Source organism: Pseudophaeobacter sp. 1A16562 (assembly GCF_041008785.1).
Lineage (GTDB): Bacteria > Pseudomonadota > Alphaproteobacteria > Rhodobacterales > Rhodobacteraceae > Phycobacter > Phycobacter gallaeciensis_A.
This window is the reverse complement of the sequence record NZ_JAXGFT010000006.1, coordinates 111,620-128,780: the sequence shown is the minus strand read 5'-3', so window position 1 is coordinate 128,780 and position 17,161 is coordinate 111,620. Positions and strand designations below refer to the sequence as shown.

Below are 17,161 nucleotides of genomic sequence, written 5' to 3'. Positions count from 1 at the left end.
GCGGGAGGCGCGCGCTCTTCTCTTCCTCCCGCCTGCCCAATCAGCTCCCCCACGAGCGCAATCAGGCTTTTCGTTTTGGTAAAATCAGGTTACCAGTTCAGCGATGGCTGACATATTCTTCAGAACCCTGCCCTTCTTTGCGATCATCGGCCTTGGCTACTGGGCCGGGCGCACGCGGTTCTTCACCGAAGAGGCCACGGCCTATCTGACGAAATTTGTCTTCTTCTTCCCACTTTCGGCGATGATTTTCCGCTTTGCCGCCAACCTGTCCTTTGCCGAGGTCTTCGATCCCAACCTGATCCTCGGATATCTGGCAGGCACCGTCGCGGTATACCTTATCGCCACAGCGGTGGCGGCCCTCAGGGGGTTGGACATGCCTACCGCAGCGGTCGAGGCGCAATGCGCCGCCATCGGCAACGTCGGCTTCCTCGGACTGCCGATGATGGCGATCCTGTTCGGCGAAGCCTCCATCGGGCCGATGATGGTGGTGCTGAGCGTCGATCTGGTGGTGTTCTCCTCGCTCATCGTCATCCTGATCAACGCCGGGCGCGGGTCGGGTCTGGGGCCGCCCACCCTGAAACTGGTCGCAATGGGACTAGTGCGAAATCCGATGATCGTGGCCATCGTTGCCGGGCTGGCCTGGTCTGCCTCGGCGCAACCAATCCCGGCGCCGGTCAATGATTTCCTGTCGATCCTCGGCGGCGCCGCCACTCCCGGCGCGCTTTTTGCCATCGGCGCCTCGCTGGCCTCGAAATCAGCCGAGCGCATGCAGGTTGCCGTCTGGCTCAGCTTTGCCAAGCTGGTGCTGCATCCGCTCTGCGTTGCCATTGGCGTGTTGTGGCTGGTGCCGGTCGCCAGTTTCCCGGCCTCAGTGGCCATCGCGGCGGCCTCGCTGCCGGTGGCGGGCAATGTCTACATGCTGGCGCAGCATTACAACGTCGCGCCGCACCGGGTTTCAGCGGCGATTCTGATTTCCACCGCGCTGTCGATCCTGACCGTACCGCTGGCTATCGCCTGGGCGTCTGGACTTTAATCTCCATCAACCGGCCAGCATTCAGTCTTTTGCAAAGCTTCTGACGCAAAAAGGCTGCGACAGGGCGCCGCAACACTGGACCCGGCCCCCGTCGGCGGGTAGCTGATAGGCACTCATTTGCAAGGAGCCTCACCATGGAAACCGTATCGGAAAACAAATGCTTTGGCGGCGTGCAGGGCGTCTACCGGCACAAAAGCACGGTCACCAACTGCGATATGACCTTTGGCCTGTTCCTGCCGGAAGAGGCAAAGGATGGTCCGGTGCCGCTCCTGTGGTTCCTGTCGGGGCTGACCTGCACCCATGAAAACGCCATGACCAAGGCGGGCGCGCAGGCCTGGTGCGCCGAGCAGGGCATCGCCATTGTTTTCCCCGACACCTCGCCGCGCGGCGACGATGTGGCTGACGATGAAAACTACGACCTGGGCAAGGGCGCGGGGTTCTACGTGAACGCCACCCAGGATCCCTGGGCGCCGCACTACCAGATGTGGGACTATATCGCCGAAGAACTGCCCGCCTTTCTGGGCGCAAATTTCTCGGTCGATCTGGAGCGGCAGGCGATCACCGGCCACTCAATGGGCGGCCATGGCGCGCTGACGCTGGCGATGAACCTGCCGGGACGGTTCCGCTCGGTCTCGGCCTTTGCGCCGATCTGCAACCCGACCGCCAGCGACTGGGGCCGCAAGCAGCTGACTGCCTATCTGGGCGCGGATGAGGCGGCATGGGCGAAACATGACGCCAGCCTGATGATGCGCGACACCGGCTTTGACGGACCGGTTCTTGTCGACACAGGCACCGCCGACCAGTTCTATGAGCTGCTGCGCCCCGAAGCCCTGGCACAGGCTGTCGCCGAACGTCGCCAGCAGGCCACGCTGCGGCTGCAACCGGGCTATGACCACAGCTATTTCTTCATCTCCACCTTCATGGAAGAGCATGTCTCGTTTCACGCCGAGGCGTTGTACCGGGACTGATCCGCAAAAGGACCGAACCACATGAGCCAGTACGACTACGATCTTGTCATCATCGGCTCTGGCCCCTCGGGCCGGACTGCCGCCATTCAGGCCGGGAAACTCAAGCGGCGGGTGCTAGTCATCGACCGCAAGGACCGGCTGGGGGGCGTTTCGGTACACACCGGCACGGTGCCGTCGAAAACCCTGCGAGAAACGGTGCTGAACCTCACCGGCTGGCGCGAGCGCAGTTTCTACGGCCGCGCCTACCGGGTGAAGGATCAGATCGACGCCGAGGACCTGAAGGCGCGCCTGCATATGACGCTGGACCACGAGGTGGACGTGCTGGAGCACCAGTTCAACCGCAACCACGTGGACTGGCTGGCAGGGCTTGCGCGCTTTACCGGTCCAAACGAGATTGAAGTGGCGACAGAGGCCGGCGACACCACTCGGGTCACCGGCGAGAAATTCCTGATCGCCACCGGCACCCGCACCTATCGCCCCGATGACGTGCCCTTTAACGGCAAGACCGTGGTCGATGGTGACGAGTTCCTGGAAATGGAGGAAATCCCGCGCTCGCTGATCGTGGTCGGCGCCGGGGTCATCGGCGTGGAATATGCCACCATGTTCTCGGCGCTGGATGTGCGTGTGACCCTGATCGAGCCGCGCGAGACCTTCCTGGATTTCATCGACCGCACCATCATCGAGGACTTCACCCATCAGATCCGCGAAAACGGTGTCGACCTGCGGTTAGGCTCAGCCATCGAGAAGATCGAGGACGAAGGCAGCCATATCGAGGTCAGCATGGCCAATGGCCGCCATGTGCGCGGTGAAATGCTGCTGTTCGCGGCCGGACGCATGGGCAATACCGACAATCTTAACCTCAAGGCCGTGGGGCTGGAGACCGACCACCGAGGTCGCATCAGCGTCGAGCGCAAGACCTACCAGACCTCGGTGCCGCATGTATATGCCACCGGCGATGTAATCGGGCACCCCTCGCTCGCCTCCACATCCCTGCAGCAGGGCCGCGTCGCCGCCTGTCACGCGCTGGAGACGCCCACCGTCCCCGAAAGCCCCTGGTTCCCCTATGGCATCTACTCAGTGCCGGAAATCTCTACCTGCGGCATGTCCGAGGAAGAGCTACAGGAACGCGGTGTGCCCTATGAGGTCGGAATCGCGCGGTTCCGCGAAACCTCGCGCGGGCATATCATGGGGCTGGAACACGGCATGCTGAAAATGCTGTTCTCCCTCAAAACCCGCCGGGTGCTGGGCGTGCAGATCGTCGGCGAAGGCGCGACCGAGCTTATTCACATCGCCCAGGCGGTGCTGAACCTTCAGGGCACGGTGGAATACTTCGTCCAGAACACCTTCAACTACCCGACCCTGGCCGAAGCCTACAAGATCGCGGGTCTGGATGCCTTCAACCGGATGCCCATCCCAGATGAGTTCAAGGTGAAGCAGCCGACCAAAGCTCCCGAGAAATCAGAGCCTAAAAAGGCGAAAGAGTGAGCGCGCTTTACATCGATGCCGACGCCTGCCCGGTCAAGGCAGAGGCCGAGCGGGTCGCCACCCGTCACGGGCTGAAGATGTTCGTGGTCTCCAATGGCGGCTTGCGCCCCTCGGCCAATCCGCTGGTGGAAACCGTGATCGTCTCCGAAGGCGCCGATGTGGCCGATATGTGGATCGCCGAACGCTGCGGACCGGGCGATGTGGTGGTGACCGGGGATATCCCTCTCGCCGCGAAATGCATCGAAACCGGCGCCCGGGTTCTGCGCCACAATGGCGAACGCTTTACCGAGGCCAACATTGGCCAGCAGCTGGCGATGCGCGATCTGATGGCCGACCTGCGCGCCGCCAACCCGCTTGGCGCGGGGGGCAGCGGCAAGGGATTCACCAAAGCGGACCGCTCGCGGTTTCTGGATGCACTGGAGCGCGAGATCCGGGCTGCCAAGCAGTCATGAACGAAAACAGTTTTCCGGCAACAAAGTCTCACCCAGAGCCTTGCGGCGGAGAGGCAACTCCGTCACTGATCAGGCAAGCGTGCAGGGGGGACCATGAGTCAGGAAATCAAAGTCAGTGTTCTGGGGCTTCTGGCCGCCGCCGGATCGGCCATCAGTTTCTCCGTCATCGACGTGATCTTCAAATTCCTGTCCGGGGATTACCCGCTTTACCAGGTGGTCATGGTCCGCTCTGTGGTGGCGCTGTTGGTGCTGGCGGCGGTGATTATTCCCCTCGAAGGGGGATTTAACATCCTGCGCACCCGGCAGCCGAAACTGCACCTGATGCGCTGCTGCGCGGTGCTGTTTGCCAACATCTGCTTTTTCACCGGGCTGGCCATCATGCCCATCGCCGAGGCCGTCGCCATCGCCTTTGCCACGCCCTTGATCGTGACGGCCCTGTCGGTCGTTGTGCTGAAGGAACGCGTCGGTCCCTGGCGCTGGGGCGCGGTGGCTGTGGGGTTCCTTGGCATTCTGATCATCATGCGGCCCGGCCCCGGCAGTTTCCAGGCCGCCGCGATCCTGCCATTCCTGGGCGCCTGCGGCTATGCCACGCTGCACGTGCTTACCCGCCGGGCGGGCGGCGCCGACAAGGCGGCGACCCTGTCGTTCTACCCCACCTTCGGCTTTCTTGTGGTCAGCGCGCTGGTCGGCCTTTTCACCGGTGACGGGCGGTTTGCGACCGGCGAAAACGCGGCGGTGGACTACATCCTGCGCGCCTGGGTCTGGCCCGCGCCTCAGGACTGGTGGCTGTTCATCGGGGTCGGACTGGCCGGATCCGTTGGCGGCTATCTGGTCAGCCAGGCCTACCGGCTGAACGAAGCAGGACTGGCCGCGCCGTTTGAGTATATCGCCATGCCGATGGCCGTGCTCTGGGGCGTTCTGGTGTTCGATGAATGGCCCGATCTGCCGGTCTGGGCCGGTTCGGCCTTGATCATCGGCGCCGGCCTTGTTTCAGTCTGGCGGGAAACCCGGCGCAGCCGCCCGGTGGCCCGCCCGCGCCCACGCTCGGCCGGGTAATGTAACGGAACAGGAAGCAGCAGATGCCCATCGACGCCGTCGTTTTCGACATTGGCCGCGTGCTGATCGAATGGAACCCCGAGGCCTTCTTTGACGCCCGCCTTGGCCCCGAGCGCCGCAAGAGGCTGTTCGCCGAGGTAGACCTTCACGGGATGAATCTGGGCGTGGACCGCGGCGATGATTTCCGCGCTTCGGTCTACGGGCTGGCCGAGCGTCACCCGGAGTGGTCCGAGGAAATCCGCCACTGGCACGACAGCTGGATCGAGATGGCCTCTCCCGAGATCCCGCACTCGGTGCGACTGATGCGAGCGCTACAGGCCCGCGACATCCCAGTGTTTGCCCTGACCAATTTCGGTGTCGGCACCTTTGCGGTGGCGCGCCAGACCTATCCGTTTTTCGATGAATTCGATCGGGCCTTCGTGTCGGGCGATCTGCGCACCATCAAGCCCGAGCCCGAGATCTACGCGCATCTGGAACGCGACACAGGCATTGCGCCGGAGCGCCTGCTGTTCACCGATGACCGCCCCGAAAACATTGACGCCGCCGCGCAACGCGGCTGGCATACCCATCTATTCACCACACCCGACACCTGGGCCGCGCGCCTGGTGGCAGAGGGGCTGTTGACCCCAGAGGAGGCAAAATGAGCATTCCATCCATCGGTTTCAAAGAGGGCGAGGCCCTGCTGGACTGGGTCGGCTTCACCGAGGCGCTGGCCAAGGGGCATGATCTGCCCAAGGCGGAAATCGGCGATACCTTTCTGTACCGCGATCCCGACACGCTGCTCAGCCGATCCGCCTGGATCGATGGCATGGGGCTGGCCGTAAAGACGGCGACGATCTTTCCCGGCAATCCCAAGGCGGGCAAGCCGATGGTCAATGGCGCGGTCTGTCTTTACTCCGATCAGGACGGTACCCTGGACGCGCTGGTGGATTTCCACCTGGTGACCAAGTGGAAGACTGCGGGCGACAGCCTGCTTGGCGCCATGCGTCTGGCCAACCCCGACAGCCGCGACATCCTGATCGTCGGAGCGGGTACCGTCGCCGGATCGCTGGTCGAGGCCTTTGGTGCCGCCTACCCCCGCGCCCAGATCCGGGTCTGGAACCGCACCCAGTCCAAGGCCGAAGAGATGAAGGCCAGCTATCCGCAGATCGAGGTCGTCGCCGATCTTGAAGCCGCCGTGCGCTCGGCCGATATCATCGTCACCTCCACCATGTCATCGACCCCGGTGGTCAAGGGCGCATGGCTGAAACCCGGCCAGCACCTGAACCTGATCGGTGCCTACCGCCCCGACATGCGCGAAACCGATGACGAGGCGCTCTGCCGCGCGCGCATCTATTGCGACAGTTTCGACACCACGCTGGATCACATCGGCGAATTCAAGATCCCATTGGCCGAGGGCGTCATCCAGCGCGGCGATGTGCTAGCGGATTTCTATTCCCTCGACAGCTTCCCTGCCTATGATCCGGAGGCGATCACCCTGTTCAAGAACGGCGGCGGCGCCCATATGGACCTGATGACGAGCCGTCACATTCTGGACAAATGGCGCGCCAGGGGCTGACGTGCGGTTAAAGGTCAGGGAAAGTGTCTTTCTTGAAGGTCACAATGGGCACACAGATCAATTCTTGATCTGGCCTGAGAACGTTCCCCCAGACCTGATCGACAGAATGACGCCAAACAAGGGCTATGTGCTAACGTGTAAAGTTGAGAACGAGGCCATTTCACCCTTTGTTGGTGGCATTCACGCAAAGCGCCGTCAGCAATCTGGCGGAGGTGATGCGCTGGTCTTGATGTTGGAAGACATGGGCCTCGGACACTTGTCGACAAACGCAACCGTTGAGCTGGACGTGGCAGGTTTTCTTGAGGACAGCTCATAGATCCGAGCTACCGAAATGACATGGCGGGGCGAGGTTCTGGTGTTTACCTCGCCCATTCAAGCCAGGTCAGCCAGCAGCTCACCCCAAAAATGATCGCAACCAATGACCACATGACCACTGGTCGGCGTTTCAAACACTTCTGCAGCCAGTCGATCAGTTCGCCAAGGACGGTTTCCATTCACCTCACGCCGCCACGCTGCCCAGCGGCCGCTCCCTTACCGGCAGGTGAACGATGGCGCTGAAGGCACCGACGGCGACACCGATCCACCACACGAAGGTGTAATCGCCATAGGCGTCATACATCCGCCCGCCCAGCCAGACGCCGAGGAAACTGCCGAGTTGGTGACTGAAGAACACGATCCCGTAAAGCGTCCCCATATAGCGCAGCCCGTAGATATGCGCGACAAGGCCCGACGTCAGCGGCACCGTTGCCAACCACAGGGACCCCATGACGATGGAGAAGACAATCACCGACGTCGGCGTGATCGGCACCATGATAAAGGCCGCCGCCGCGATGGTCCGCCCGGTATAGATCGCCGCCAGCAGGTATTTCTTGGAGTAGCGGTTGCCCAGATATCCCGCCAGCAGGGTGCCGCCGACGTTGGCCGCCCCGATCAGCGAGATCGCAACCGCCCCGAGCGCCGAGGTCGAAGTGATCCCGAGGCTATAGAGCGCGCCGCCCGGCATGATCGCCCCGCACATCTCGGTCACGAAAGCCGGGAAATGCGCGGTCACGAACGCTAGCTGATAGCCACAGCTAAAGAATCCGAGGAAAATCAGCGTATAGGACGGATCCTTGAAGGCCTTGATCAGGATGGTGCCCATGCTCTCTTCAAGCTCAGATTTGCTCGCCATCTGGGGCGCGCGCATCAGCGGCAGCGTCAGGATCAGCGCCAGCACCACGCCTGCAAAGATCAGGAACACGGTCTGCCACGTCAAAAAGGACAGCATCCATTCCGCCCAGGGCGCGCCAAAGATCTGGCCCGCAGAGCCTGCCGCCGTGACAATCGCCAGCGACATCGAGCGGTTTTCATCCGAGCTCGCCCGCCCCACGACGGCCAGCACCACGCCAAAGCCGGTGCCCGCGATGCCAAAGCCCACCAGCCATTCATAGGCCTGCATCTGAAACGGCGTCACCGCCCCTGCGCTCAGCACCAGCCCCGCCGCATAGGTCAGCGCGCCAAGGATGATTGCCTTTCTGTCGCCGATCTTCTCGGCCACCGCGCCAAAGATTGGCTGCCCGATCCCCCAGGCGAGGTTCTGGATCGCAATCGCCAGCGAGAATTCCGAGCGCAGCCAGCCGAACTCCTCGGCGATGGGGATCTGGAACACCCCGAACGAGGCGCGCACCGCAAAGCTGACCATGATGATCACGCAGCCCACGATCAAAACGGGGGTGAACAAGGGTGTTTTCTGTGCCGCTGCGCTGCTCATGCCGGGTCCTTTCAAATCAGAGCTGCGACGGTAGGCATTGCGGCCCCGGGGTCAATTCAAGAAATCTGCGCAGTCACATAAGGAAAATTGATGTGACCTGACTACCTTCCAGCCAGGCGCTTGTTGCTTCATCTGCCCGCATGGCTTTTCAACCGCCTGCCTGCGCGCTATGGCTGGCGCCATGACCCAGGTTAGCGCGCTTTATCAGACCCGCAGCGAAGCAGGCCAGATCCGCCCGGATCCGGCGCAGCAAGCTGTTCTGCCGGAATTCGACCGTATTGCCGAAGGGCTGATGGCCCCGCCAGTGAAACGGGGCCTCTTCCGCAAGGCTACTCGGGAAGAGGTCAAGGGCCTCTACCTCTGGGGCGGCGTCGGGCGCGGTAAATCCATGTTGATGGATCTTTTTGTCGATAGTCTGGACGAGATCCCGGCGCGGCGGGTGCACTTCCATGCTTTCATGCAGGAGATCCACGCCAAGATGCACGAGGCGCGCCAGAGCGGCGTGCAGGATGCCCTCGCGCCGGTGGCAAAGGAGGTCGCCGACTCCGTGCGCCTTCTGGCCTTTGACGAGATGCAGATCACCGATATCACCGATGCGATGATCGTGGGGCGGCTGTTTGAATCCCTCTTCGAGGCAGGCGTCACCGTGGTCACCACCTCGAACCGGGTGCCGGATGATCTTTACAAAAACGGCCTCAACCGCCAGCTCTTCCTGCCCTTCATCGATCTGATCAAGGAAAAGATGCAGGTCTGGGAAATGGTCAGCCCGGTCGATTACCGGCAGGACCGGCTCAAGGGCTCACCGGTCTATTTCTCGCCTGTGAATGCCGTCTCCCGCGCCCAGCTCCGCGCCATCTGGGAGGATCTGTCGGGTGGTGATGCCCAACCCCTGACGCTTGAGGTGAAAGGCCGAGAGGTGGTGCTGCCCGGTTTCAGGAATGGCGTGGCACGGGCAAGTTTTTATGACCTTTGCGGCAAGATGCTGGGGCCGGGCGATTATCTGGCCATCGCCGAAGAGGTGAAGGTGCTGGTGCTCGAGGATATCCCGCGCCTGTCCCGCAGCAACTTCAACGAGGCAAAGCGTTTCGTCACCCTCATCGATGCGCTCTACGAGGCGCAGGTGCGGCTGATCTGCACCGCCGCGGCCGAGCCGGAATATCTATACGTCGAAGGCGACGGTGCCTTCGAGTTCGAGCGCACCGCTTCGCGCCTGCGGGAAATGCAAGACAAGGATTGGGGACAGGACGGCTGAGCCTGCCCCGCGCCGCACAAGCGGCGCCACGCCCAACGGGATGAGATCGCAAGATCGAAGACGGGCGGGAGCGCCCCTGCCCGCCTTTGCCAAATACCTCAGCCGTTTTCGCGCAGGATATGGCCCGCCAGATAGAGCGATCCGCAGATCAGAACCCGCGCGGAGGGATCTTTGGCGATGATTGCCTGCAGCGCCGACAGGGCATCTTCGGCCCGGGTTGCGGTAATGCCGACGGATTGCGCCGCCGTCTCGGTTTCCTCAGCGCTCAGCGTCGCCGCTTCGCCGGGGATGGAGATGGCCGTTAGGCTCTCCACATGGGGCGCGAGCGGTGCCATGTAGCCGGTCACATCCTTGGTGTTCAGCATGCCGCAGATCAGATGCGTTGGCCGTTTCGGCAGCCCCGCCAGCACATCCGCCAGCGCATGACCCGCCGCAGCGTTATGCCCGCCGTCCAGCCAGAGTTCGGCGCCCGCGGCAGCCTCCACCAGAGGACCGGTCTTCAGCCGCTGCATCCGGGCAGACCATTCAGCCCGCGCCATCGCCGCCTCACAAGCCACCTCATCCGCGCCCAGATGGCGCAGGGCGGCCAGAGCCATTCCCGCGTTCTGCACCTGATGCGCGCCGATCAGCGCGGGCATCGGCAGGTCCAGCAGCCCGGTTTCATCCTGAAAGATCAGCCGCCCGCGTTCCTCATAGACGTGCCAGTGCTGTCCATGGGCGATCAGCGGCGCGCCATGGCGGGCGGCGACCTCCTCGATCACCTCCATCGCCTCATCCTCCTGCGGACCGACGACGACGGGCACCCCGCGCTTGATGATCCCGGCCTTTTCACCTGCGATCTCGGCCAGGGTATTGCCCAGAAACTGTTCGTGATCGATCGACACCGGCGTGATCACCGACAGGGCGGGTTTTTCAATCACGTTGGTGGCATCCAGCCGCCCGCCAAGTCCGACTTCGAGTAGCGTGTAATCCGCAGGCGTGCGGGCAAAGGCCAGCAGCGCAGCGCAGGTGGTGATTTCGAAATAGGTGATATTCTCACCGCCATTCTTGGCATAGCACTCGTCGAGCACCTCGGTCAGATGCGGCTCCGAGATCAGTTCTCCGGCCAGACGGATCCGCTCGTGAAACCGCGCCAGATGCGGCGAGGTATAGGCGTGCACCGATTTTCCGGCCCCCTCGAGACCCGCACGGATCATCGCCTGGGTCGATCCCTTACCATTGGTGCCTGCGATATGGATCACCGGCGGCAGCCTGTCCTGCGGGTTATCCAGCGCCGCCAGCAGCCGCCAGACCCGGTCCAGCGTCAGGTCGATGATCTTGGGGTGCAGCGCCATCATGCGATCGAGGATGGCGTCGGAACTCGCTTTGGTCATGGGTGGCTCCCGAACCGGATCTGATGAAAAAGCCCGCCCGCCGGATCAGGCAGACGGGCGCGGCAAAGCACCCAGCACGGGCGCTTCTTTCTATGACAGGGCTATTTGCTATCGGCCTCTGCGGCTGCGGCAGATCCCGCGTCGTTTTCGACCTTTGGCGCGGGCAGCTCTTCGGCAACCGGTTCCGGCGCAGGCAGATCGCCGTGCACCTGCGGTGGCATGCTCATCAACATGCGGACGATGGTGATCAGCTCCTCACGCAGCTCGGTGCGCGGGGTCACCCGGTCCAGCATGCCGTGATCCAGCAGGTATTCCGCGCGCTGGAACCCTTCGGGCAGTTTTTCGCGGATGGTCTGCTCGATCACCCGGGGGCCTGCAAAACAAATCAGCGCATTGGGTTCGGAGATCTGCACATCGCCCAGCATCGCATAGGAGGCCGTCACACCGCCGGTGGTGGGATGGGTCAGAACGACGATATAGGGCAGGCCTGCCTCTTTCAGCATCTGCACCGCCACGGTGGTGCGCGGCATCTGCATCAGCGACAGGATGCCTTCCTGCATGCGGGCACCGCCTGCGGCAGAGAACAGGATCAGCGGCCGGTGCAGCTTTACCGCTTCTTCGGCGGCGGCAATGATCGCATTGCCCACATACATGCCCATGGAGCCGCCCATGAAGGAAAAGTCCTGGGCCACCGCCACGATGGGCGTACGGCCCATTTCACCAGCAGCGACCAGCATGGCCTCTTTTTCGCCGGTTTTCTTCTGCGCCGCCTTCATGCGGTCTGGGTATTTCTTCTGGTCGCGGAACTTTAGCGGGTCCGCCAGCGGCTCGGGCACCTCGACCTCGCTGAACACACCGCCGTCGAACAGGGCCGTGAACCGGTCCCGCGGGGTGATGTGCATGTGATGGCCGCAGTTGGTGCAGACGTTCAGATTGTCCTTCAACTCGCGGTGAAACAGCATGGTGCCGCACTCATCGCACTTGGTCCACAGGTTCTCTGGGACTTCGCGGCGCGAGAAGATCGAGTTGATCCGCGGCCGGACGTAGTTGGTGATCCAGTTCATATCGTGCCTCTGTAGGGGCTGTTTGGCCCCTCAGATAAGACTCATTGCGCACAAATGCAATCAGCGGCGTATCGCAAGCCGCGCCGTGAGCCATGTCACCAGCATCATGGCAAAGTCGACCGCCAGCCAGGGGCGCAGCGCAGCGCCATCGGACATTTCATAGGGCATCAGGTAGAGCGACAGTCCGTAAAGACTGGTGGGAGAGGCAAAGACCAGAAGCGCGGTGACGTTGTTGAAGAAATGCACCGCGATGGCAGGCCCCAGCGTACCCGCCCGCGCGGTCAGATCCGCCATCATGCAGCTGAACACCCCGGCCCAGAGGGTGATCAACAGCGCATTCTCTCCGGCCTCGGCCGGCAGGTAATGGCCCAACGCGAACAGGGCCGACGGGCCAAGGATCCAGACCGCCGGGCTTTTGAAGCGCGCCGCAAGCCCCTGCTGGATATAGCCACGAAAGACGATTTCCTCGGCACTGGTCTGGATCAGCACCACCAGCAGCGACACCGGCAACAGCGACAGCCACAACCCCGGTTCCAGATTGGGCTGCAGCGGTTCCCCCATGTCATAGGGCGGCAGCAGCGACAGAGCGATGCCCAGCGCCAGAAGGTACAGGCTAACCCGGATGAACTGCCGGACCAGCGGTCTCGGATGACCGACGACCGACAGGAAGGACCGATCCTGCAGCAGCCGCGCGCACAGCGCCACGCCCACGGTGATGAACAGGAACCCGCCCAAAAGCACCAGCATCGCCCCCGGGGTGCTGCCATCGCGCAACCCCTGCAGCCAGACGCCGGGGAACAGCGCCGCCAGCAGCGGCAGCACTATCGAGGACAGGGCAAAGCTGATGAGGTAGATCAGAACCAGCCCAAGCCCCAGCCGCCACAGCTGCGGTTTCCTGCGGGCGCTGCGCACCAGCGCCTCATGGGCAGAATAATTCTGTCTATTCAGCATTCGGATCCGCATCCTTCAGAGGTCTGTCTTCACTAATCGTACCGCCCGTTTGGTGAGCAATGGACACCATTTTGTCCCGGGCAGTGGCCAGATTACCCGCCACCGTCTCTAACAAGCGCAGCGCGACGTTGATATCGCTTTCGATCACCGCGCGGTATTCCGCAGCACCGATGCGCAGGAAACGGCAATCCTCGGTAGCGCGCAGGTTCATGGTCCGCGGCTGATCCAGAATCACCGCCAGGTCCCCGATCAGCCGCCCCGGTTCGATCACCGTCACCGGCGGCGCCCCGGCGGGCGCATCGGGGAAGGTCAGATCGGCCCGGCCCGACAGGCACAGGTACACTGCATCACCGCTGTCGCCGTGGGAAAAAACCATCTCCCCGGCCGGAACCTCGTGCCAGCCAGCCGAAAATGCCAGAAGACGCTGGTTGCGCGCATCCAACTGCGAGAACAGCTCGGTTGCGGCGATGATATCGAACTTGGCAGAGAAATCGGCCGCGGCGGCGCCTTCCGGGCTGCCCAGTGGGCGCCGCTCGACCCCGTCGATCCGGCCATCGCGGATTTCGACATAAAGATCGTAGCGCTCCGGATGCTGGATGGTGTCTTCCATGAAGATCATCGTGGTCTGCGGCATCAGATCGCGCAGCTTTTCGCGTGTACGCAGCCGGTTTTCCGCCGTGTGGCTGGCCAGCACCTTATCCAGGATCAGAATGTCCGGCCGTTTGATCGCGGCGCGGGTAAAGGCGGCCCGTTCCTGAAACACCGGCTCCAGCAGCGATCCGCCCAGTCCGGTCGGCAGATCGTAAAGGATCAACGCCAGCCGTTTGCGCAGCCCGTGGGTATCCAGCACCTCGGCCACCAGCGATTCAACCTGCGCTGCCCGCGCCCCAGCCCGCAGCGAGATCTTGCCGAAGAGAGCATTTTCAAGAACCGTCAGCCGCGGAAAGTAGGAATTCGGATCCAGAGGTCGGAACAAGCCGCCGGTCTGGGCGATCAACTGCGCCGCATGACTCTGGCGGATTTTCAGGATACGTTCCTTGAACCCGGCCGGTAGCCCGCTGCCGATCTGCTCTTCGGTCAAAAGGAACGGCACCGTCATCAGCAGCGCCTGCTCTGCCTCGGGCAGATCATCAGCCCCCTGCGCGGCATAGCGTTCGGCAGCGCTGCAAATCCGGCGATAGAGATCTTCTTCAAGGCCAAGCCGCTGGAACAGCGGATGATCGATATCTTCGCGTCCAAAGGTCTTGATCAGGGTTTCCACCACGCCAAGACCGATCCCCATGGTTTCCCCGGTCAGCCCTTGCTCGCGTACCAGTCGCAGCAACAGCCCGTCCGGTGCCAGCAATTCTTCGACCGGGATGTCGCGCGACGGCGCCGCAAACAAAAGGTTGCCCGCCAGTGGCATGGCAGGGTTGAATCGCTCGGGATCGAAATGGTGGACGGCATCATCCAGACCTTCGGCCTCCAGCCGTTCACGGATCAGCGGGCGCAGGCGGATGATATGCTGCACCAGCGCCGGGTGGGTGCCATCCTGGAACCGCGCGTGCAGGGTGCGCTGGAACAACTGCTCGTCGATGCCCATTGCCTCGATCAGTTGGAACCACCAATCGCGCACATCGCCTTCGGATCCCAGCCCCGCCAATTCGGGATTGACCCAATCCGCCTCCAGAAGATCGCCACTGTTGCCTGCGCGCTTGGATTCGACCTGTTTGCGAAGAGTGGCCTGATCCCGGCTGATCTTGCCCGGGCGGCTGCGCAGCGGCATCAGCACGTTGTCGCCAAGTGATCCAGAAAACAGATAGGGATGCGAATAGGCATAGCCGATCCGGGCCGCGATCACCCCCTGATGCAGGCTGTCGAGCCGGTGCCCCGAGACCTGAATGCTGCCCTGCGACGGCAAGGTTTCACGGACCAGCAACTGGCCGAACGCCGCACGCTCTGCGTCACTGGTGCTTTTGACCGCAACGCGGGCGCCCGCCGGAATGGTCAGCGAAATATCCTGCAGGACCACCGTCCCGTCGGCATCGCGCACCGAGACATTGCGCAACTCGATATCGCCGCGCAGATGCGGGATCTCGCTCGGCTCGCCTTCGATCAGCTCGGCATCGATCATGCCGCGCGGCGCGAACCGCTCCAGCATGATTTTCCAGCGCAGACTCATGTCCTGCACCTGATTGTAATAGGTCAGCAGTTCCTTCCACGGGGCCGACAGATCCTTGTAAGCGGCCAGCGCCGCCACCAGCGCGCCCACCGTGATATCGCCCCGGATCGCCAGCACCCCGCCGGCCGAATAAAACACGAAGGGTGTCATATGGCCGATCAGGTTGTTGAGGAACTTCATGAAGTATTTTTTGGTGTAGATCCGGCGGCGGATCTCGAACAGACGCCCCAGCCGGTCCGACACTTGCGCCATCCGGTAACGCCAGCCGCCATTGGCGCGCAGATCGCTCATCCCGGCGGCGGTTTCTCCGATTTCCGAGGCCAGCATCCGCACCTCCTGGATGCGGTCCTTGTTCAACAGGTTGATCTGCCGCTGCAACATCGGGATCAGCCAGGCCTGCAGCGGGATCAGCGCGATCGAGACCAGCCCGAACCAAACACTTTGCATAAACAGGAAGGCCACGATGGTCAGCATCTGCCCCAGCTGGAACACCGGCTGCGCCACCGCATCCCCCATCAACCCGCCCATGGGTTCGCTTTCGGAAGTGATCATCGACACCAGCTCACCCTGGCTGGTGGTGCGGAAATAGGGTTTCGGGAACCGCAGCATCCGGTTGATCAGCGTGTAGCGCAGCCGCCGCAGCAGGCGTTCGGCCACGATCCCCTTCAGCGTGTTGAGCCGCATCTTCATCATGCCGCCGATCACCACCGCTGCAAGGAAGCCAAAGCACAGGATCAGCAGGTATTCCACCTGAGCGATATCTTGACCCCAGACCATGATGACAGGCGTTTCGGCCCCGATGGCGTCGTTGATGATCCGCTTGGGCAGCTCCAGCGAGGCGTAGAGAAACGGAAAGGTCAGGACCGTCAGCGCCAGCAAGACCAGCTGCTGACGGCGCGAATACGCCCAAATAAAAGAAAAGAGAGTCGCGGGCAGATCCTGCGGGCGCTTAAGCGGCCCGCTGCCCGCCCTCATGGGCGTCGGACGTTTCATCGTGATACCTGTGCCACGGCCGGGCCTGTGCCGGTCTGAAAGAATCCTGCGTAACTATGCATCTGGCTGCGCCTTGGCAAGGTACCCCTCGGGCGGGTGTTCACTCTTGTCGTAAGTGTTTCAGGCCTTTATCCCTTTTGTAAACGCAGGATAACGATAATCTGATGCCGGGGGGAGCAGGGGATCTGCGCGACAAAGCAATCATGACGGCTGTCACGGGCACGATCAGGACAATGTGCTCTGCGCGGCGGGACAGTATGCCCTGCGCGCAGCGGCGCCCGCAGCCCCGTCTGGGCATTGCTGCGCTAGGTCTCTGCGCCCTGCTCAGCGCTTGCGGCCAGGTGCCCGGCGGCGGATTTTCCTTTGCGGCGCCCGGTGGCACAGGTACGCCTTCCAGGCTGACAGAGGTCCGCATGCAGGGCGCCGAGGTGGTGCTTACGGCACCGCGCGGCTATTGCTTTGACCCCAAGATGCTGCGGCGCGATGCGGCAGACGGGTTTGCCCTGCTACCGCGCTGTGACCTGCTGGGCGGGCCCGGTTTCTTTGGCAGTCGCAACGCGGGCGTTATCACCGCCACTTTTGGAGAACTTTCGGCCAAAGGCAGAGTGCCATCGGTCTCCGATCTGGTAGCCAGCACGCCCGGCGCCCATATCGTCGCCCGCCGCGAGAATGGCCCGTTGCCCCTGGTTAAATTGGATATGCCGGGACACAGCGCCGCCGGAGCCAGCCCCGAACATTGGCGCGGCGCCATGGTGCTGGAGGGTCACGTGATCGTGCTGGCGCTTTATGCCCCGGCAAAAAGCCCCCTGCTGACCGAGCGCGGCGCCGCGCTGCTGGAGCAGATGGCGGAGCTGACACGGGAAGCATCGCGACCAGAACCCGCCCCCGAGGAAGTCGTACAACGCGCCCCGGCAAATCGCAGCCCCCACCGCACCGCCTCAGGCGCATTGCGTCCCCTCGCCCGCCCTGATGCCCGGGCCAGTCATGCAGGCGCGCCCGAAGGTGACAGTGGCGGAAAACTCTCCCTAAGAAGGCGGATTGCCGGTTTATTTGACTGATGTTGCA

At 62.8% G+C, this 17,161-nt stretch carries 14 protein-coding genes; 9 read left to right on the top strand and 5 right to left on the bottom strand.

Translation table 11 applies throughout. The features are described from left to right. Positions 1-103 precede the first annotated feature (103 nt). The 7 genes from SM764_RS10370 (at position 104) to SM764_RS10340 (ending at position 6,552) form a co-directional block, all read left to right on the top strand. Positions 104-1,033, top strand: coding sequence for an AEC family transporter (locus tag SM764_RS10370; protein ID WP_369001735.1), 930 nt, complete (start codon positions 104-106; stop codon positions 1,031-1,033). A gap of 134 nt (positions 1,034-1,167) precedes the next feature. Continuing rightward, a complete protein-coding gene (fghA, locus tag SM764_RS10365) occupies positions 1,168-2,001 on the top strand; it encodes an S-formylglutathione hydrolase (RefSeq protein ID WP_369001734.1) in 834 nt (277 codons plus the stop codon). Between the two features lie 21 nt (positions 2,002-2,022). Next, entirely contained in the window at positions 2,023-3,486 is a 1,464-nt protein-coding gene (gene sthA, locus SM764_RS10360) for a Si-specific NAD(P)(+) transhydrogenase (RefSeq protein ID WP_274838213.1), read from the top strand. Beyond that, positions 3,483-3,938: a YaiI/YqxD family protein gene (locus tag SM764_RS10355; RefSeq protein WP_274833278.1), complete on the top strand. Its 456-nt coding sequence runs from the start codon at positions 3,483-3,485 to the stop codon at positions 3,936-3,938. The genes sthA and SM764_RS10355 overlap by 4 nt, the downstream gene beginning before the upstream one ends. Positions 3,939-4,031: 93 nt before the next feature. Next, positions 4,032-4,994 (top strand): DMT family transporter, encoded by a 963-nt coding sequence (locus SM764_RS10350; RefSeq protein WP_274868356.1) that lies wholly within the window; start codon positions 4,032-4,034, stop codon positions 4,992-4,994. 23 nt (positions 4,995-5,017) lie between these two features. Continuing rightward, on the top strand, positions 5,018-5,638 hold the full coding sequence (locus tag SM764_RS10345; RefSeq protein ID WP_065271637.1) for an HAD family hydrolase: 621 nt from the start codon (positions 5,018-5,020) through the stop codon (positions 5,636-5,638). After that, positions 5,635-6,552: an ornithine cyclodeaminase family protein gene (locus SM764_RS10340; RefSeq protein WP_369001733.1), complete on the top strand. Its 918-nt coding sequence runs from the start codon at positions 5,635-5,637 to the stop codon at positions 6,550-6,552. The genes SM764_RS10345 and SM764_RS10340 overlap by 4 nt, the downstream gene beginning before the upstream one ends. A 499-nt stretch (positions 6,553-7,051) precedes the next feature. On the opposite strand, the gene SM764_RS10335 is transcribed toward SM764_RS10340, so the two are convergent. Continuing rightward, complete coding sequence (locus SM764_RS10335) at positions 7,052-8,302, bottom strand: MFS transporter (protein ID WP_369001732.1); 1,251 nt, start codon at positions 8,300-8,302, stop codon at positions 7,052-7,054. Between the two features lie 181 nt (positions 8,303-8,483). Here SM764_RS10335 and zapE point away from each other — a divergent pair, with 181 nt between their 5' ends. Further along, on the top strand, positions 8,484-9,554 hold the full coding sequence (gene zapE, locus SM764_RS10330) for a cell division protein ZapE (RefSeq protein ID WP_369001731.1): 1,071 nt from the start codon (positions 8,484-8,486) through the stop codon (positions 9,552-9,554). Between the two features lie 98 nt (positions 9,555-9,652). On the opposite strand, the gene SM764_RS10325 is transcribed toward zapE, so the two are convergent. The 4 genes from SM764_RS10325 to SM764_RS10310 form a co-directional block, all read right to left on the bottom strand. Then, positions 9,653-10,927, bottom strand: coding sequence for a bifunctional folylpolyglutamate synthase/dihydrofolate synthase (locus tag SM764_RS10325; RefSeq protein ID WP_369001730.1), 1,275 nt, complete (start codon positions 10,925-10,927; stop codon positions 9,653-9,655). Between the two features lie 101 nt (positions 10,928-11,028). After that, on the bottom strand, positions 11,029-11,991 hold the full coding sequence (accD, locus tag SM764_RS10320) for an acetyl-CoA carboxylase, carboxyltransferase subunit beta (protein WP_274833271.1): 963 nt from the start codon (positions 11,989-11,991) through the stop codon (positions 11,029-11,031). 60 nt (positions 11,992-12,051) lie between these two features. Further along, positions 12,052-12,942, bottom strand: a complete 891-nt coding sequence (locus SM764_RS10315; protein WP_369001729.1) for a CPBP family intramembrane glutamic endopeptidase — start codon at positions 12,940-12,942, stop codon at positions 12,052-12,054. After that, complete coding sequence (locus SM764_RS10310; RefSeq protein WP_369001800.1) at positions 12,932-16,078, bottom strand: ABC transporter transmembrane domain-containing protein; 3,147 nt, start codon at positions 16,076-16,078, stop codon at positions 12,932-12,934. The genes SM764_RS10315 and SM764_RS10310 overlap by 11 nt, the downstream gene beginning before the upstream one ends. Positions 16,079-16,353: 275 nt before the next feature. Between SM764_RS10310 and SM764_RS10305 the strand changes: the two genes are divergently transcribed. Then, on the top strand, positions 16,354-17,154 hold the full coding sequence (locus SM764_RS10305) for a hypothetical protein (protein WP_369001728.1): 801 nt from the start codon (positions 16,354-16,356) through the stop codon (positions 17,152-17,154). Positions 17,155-17,161 lie beyond the last annotated feature (7 nt).

Bases quoted from the DNA above. Each gene is read 5' to 3' on its own strand.
- SM764_RS10370 (WP_369001735.1), top strand. From the start codon at position 104: ATGGCTGACATATTCTTCAGAACCCTGCCCTTCTTTGCGATCATCGGC.
- fghA (WP_369001734.1), top strand. From the start codon at position 1,168: ATGGAAACCGTATCGGAAAACAAATGCTTTGGCGGCGTGCAGGGCGTC.
- sthA (WP_274838213.1), top strand. From the start codon at position 2,023: ATGAGCCAGTACGACTACGATCTTGTCATCATCGGCTCTGGCCCCTCG.
- SM764_RS10350 (WP_274868356.1), top strand. From the start codon at position 4,032: ATGAGTCAGGAAATCAAAGTCAGTGTTCTGGGGCTTCTGGCCGCCGCC.
- SM764_RS10345 (WP_065271637.1), top strand. From the start codon at position 5,018: ATGCCCATCGACGCCGTCGTTTTCGACATTGGCCGCGTGCTGATCGAA.
- SM764_RS10340 (WP_369001733.1), top strand. From the start codon at position 5,635: ATGAGCATTCCATCCATCGGTTTCAAAGAGGGCGAGGCCCTGCTGGAC.
- SM764_RS10335 (WP_369001732.1), bottom strand. From the start codon at position 8,302: ATGAGCAGCGCAGCGGCACAGAAAACACCCTTGTTCACCCCCGTTTTG.
- zapE (WP_369001731.1), top strand. From the start codon at position 8,484: ATGACCCAGGTTAGCGCGCTTTATCAGACCCGCAGCGAAGCAGGCCAG.
- SM764_RS10325 (WP_369001730.1), bottom strand. From the start codon at position 10,927: ATGACCAAAGCGAGTTCCGACGCCATCCTCGATCGCATGATGGCGCTG.
- accD (WP_274833271.1), bottom strand. From the start codon at position 11,991: ATGAACTGGATCACCAACTACGTCCGGCCGCGGATCAACTCGATCTTC.
- SM764_RS10315 (WP_369001729.1), bottom strand. From the start codon at position 12,942: ATGCTGAATAGACAGAATTATTCTGCCCATGAGGCGCTGGTGCGCAGC.
- SM764_RS10310 (WP_369001800.1), bottom strand. From the start codon at position 16,078: ATGAGGGCGGGCAGCGGGCCGCTTAAGCGCCCGCAGGATCTGCCCGCG.
- SM764_RS10305 (WP_369001728.1), top strand. From the start codon at position 16,354: ATGCCCTGCGCGCAGCGGCGCCCGCAGCCCCGTCTGGGCATTGCTGCG.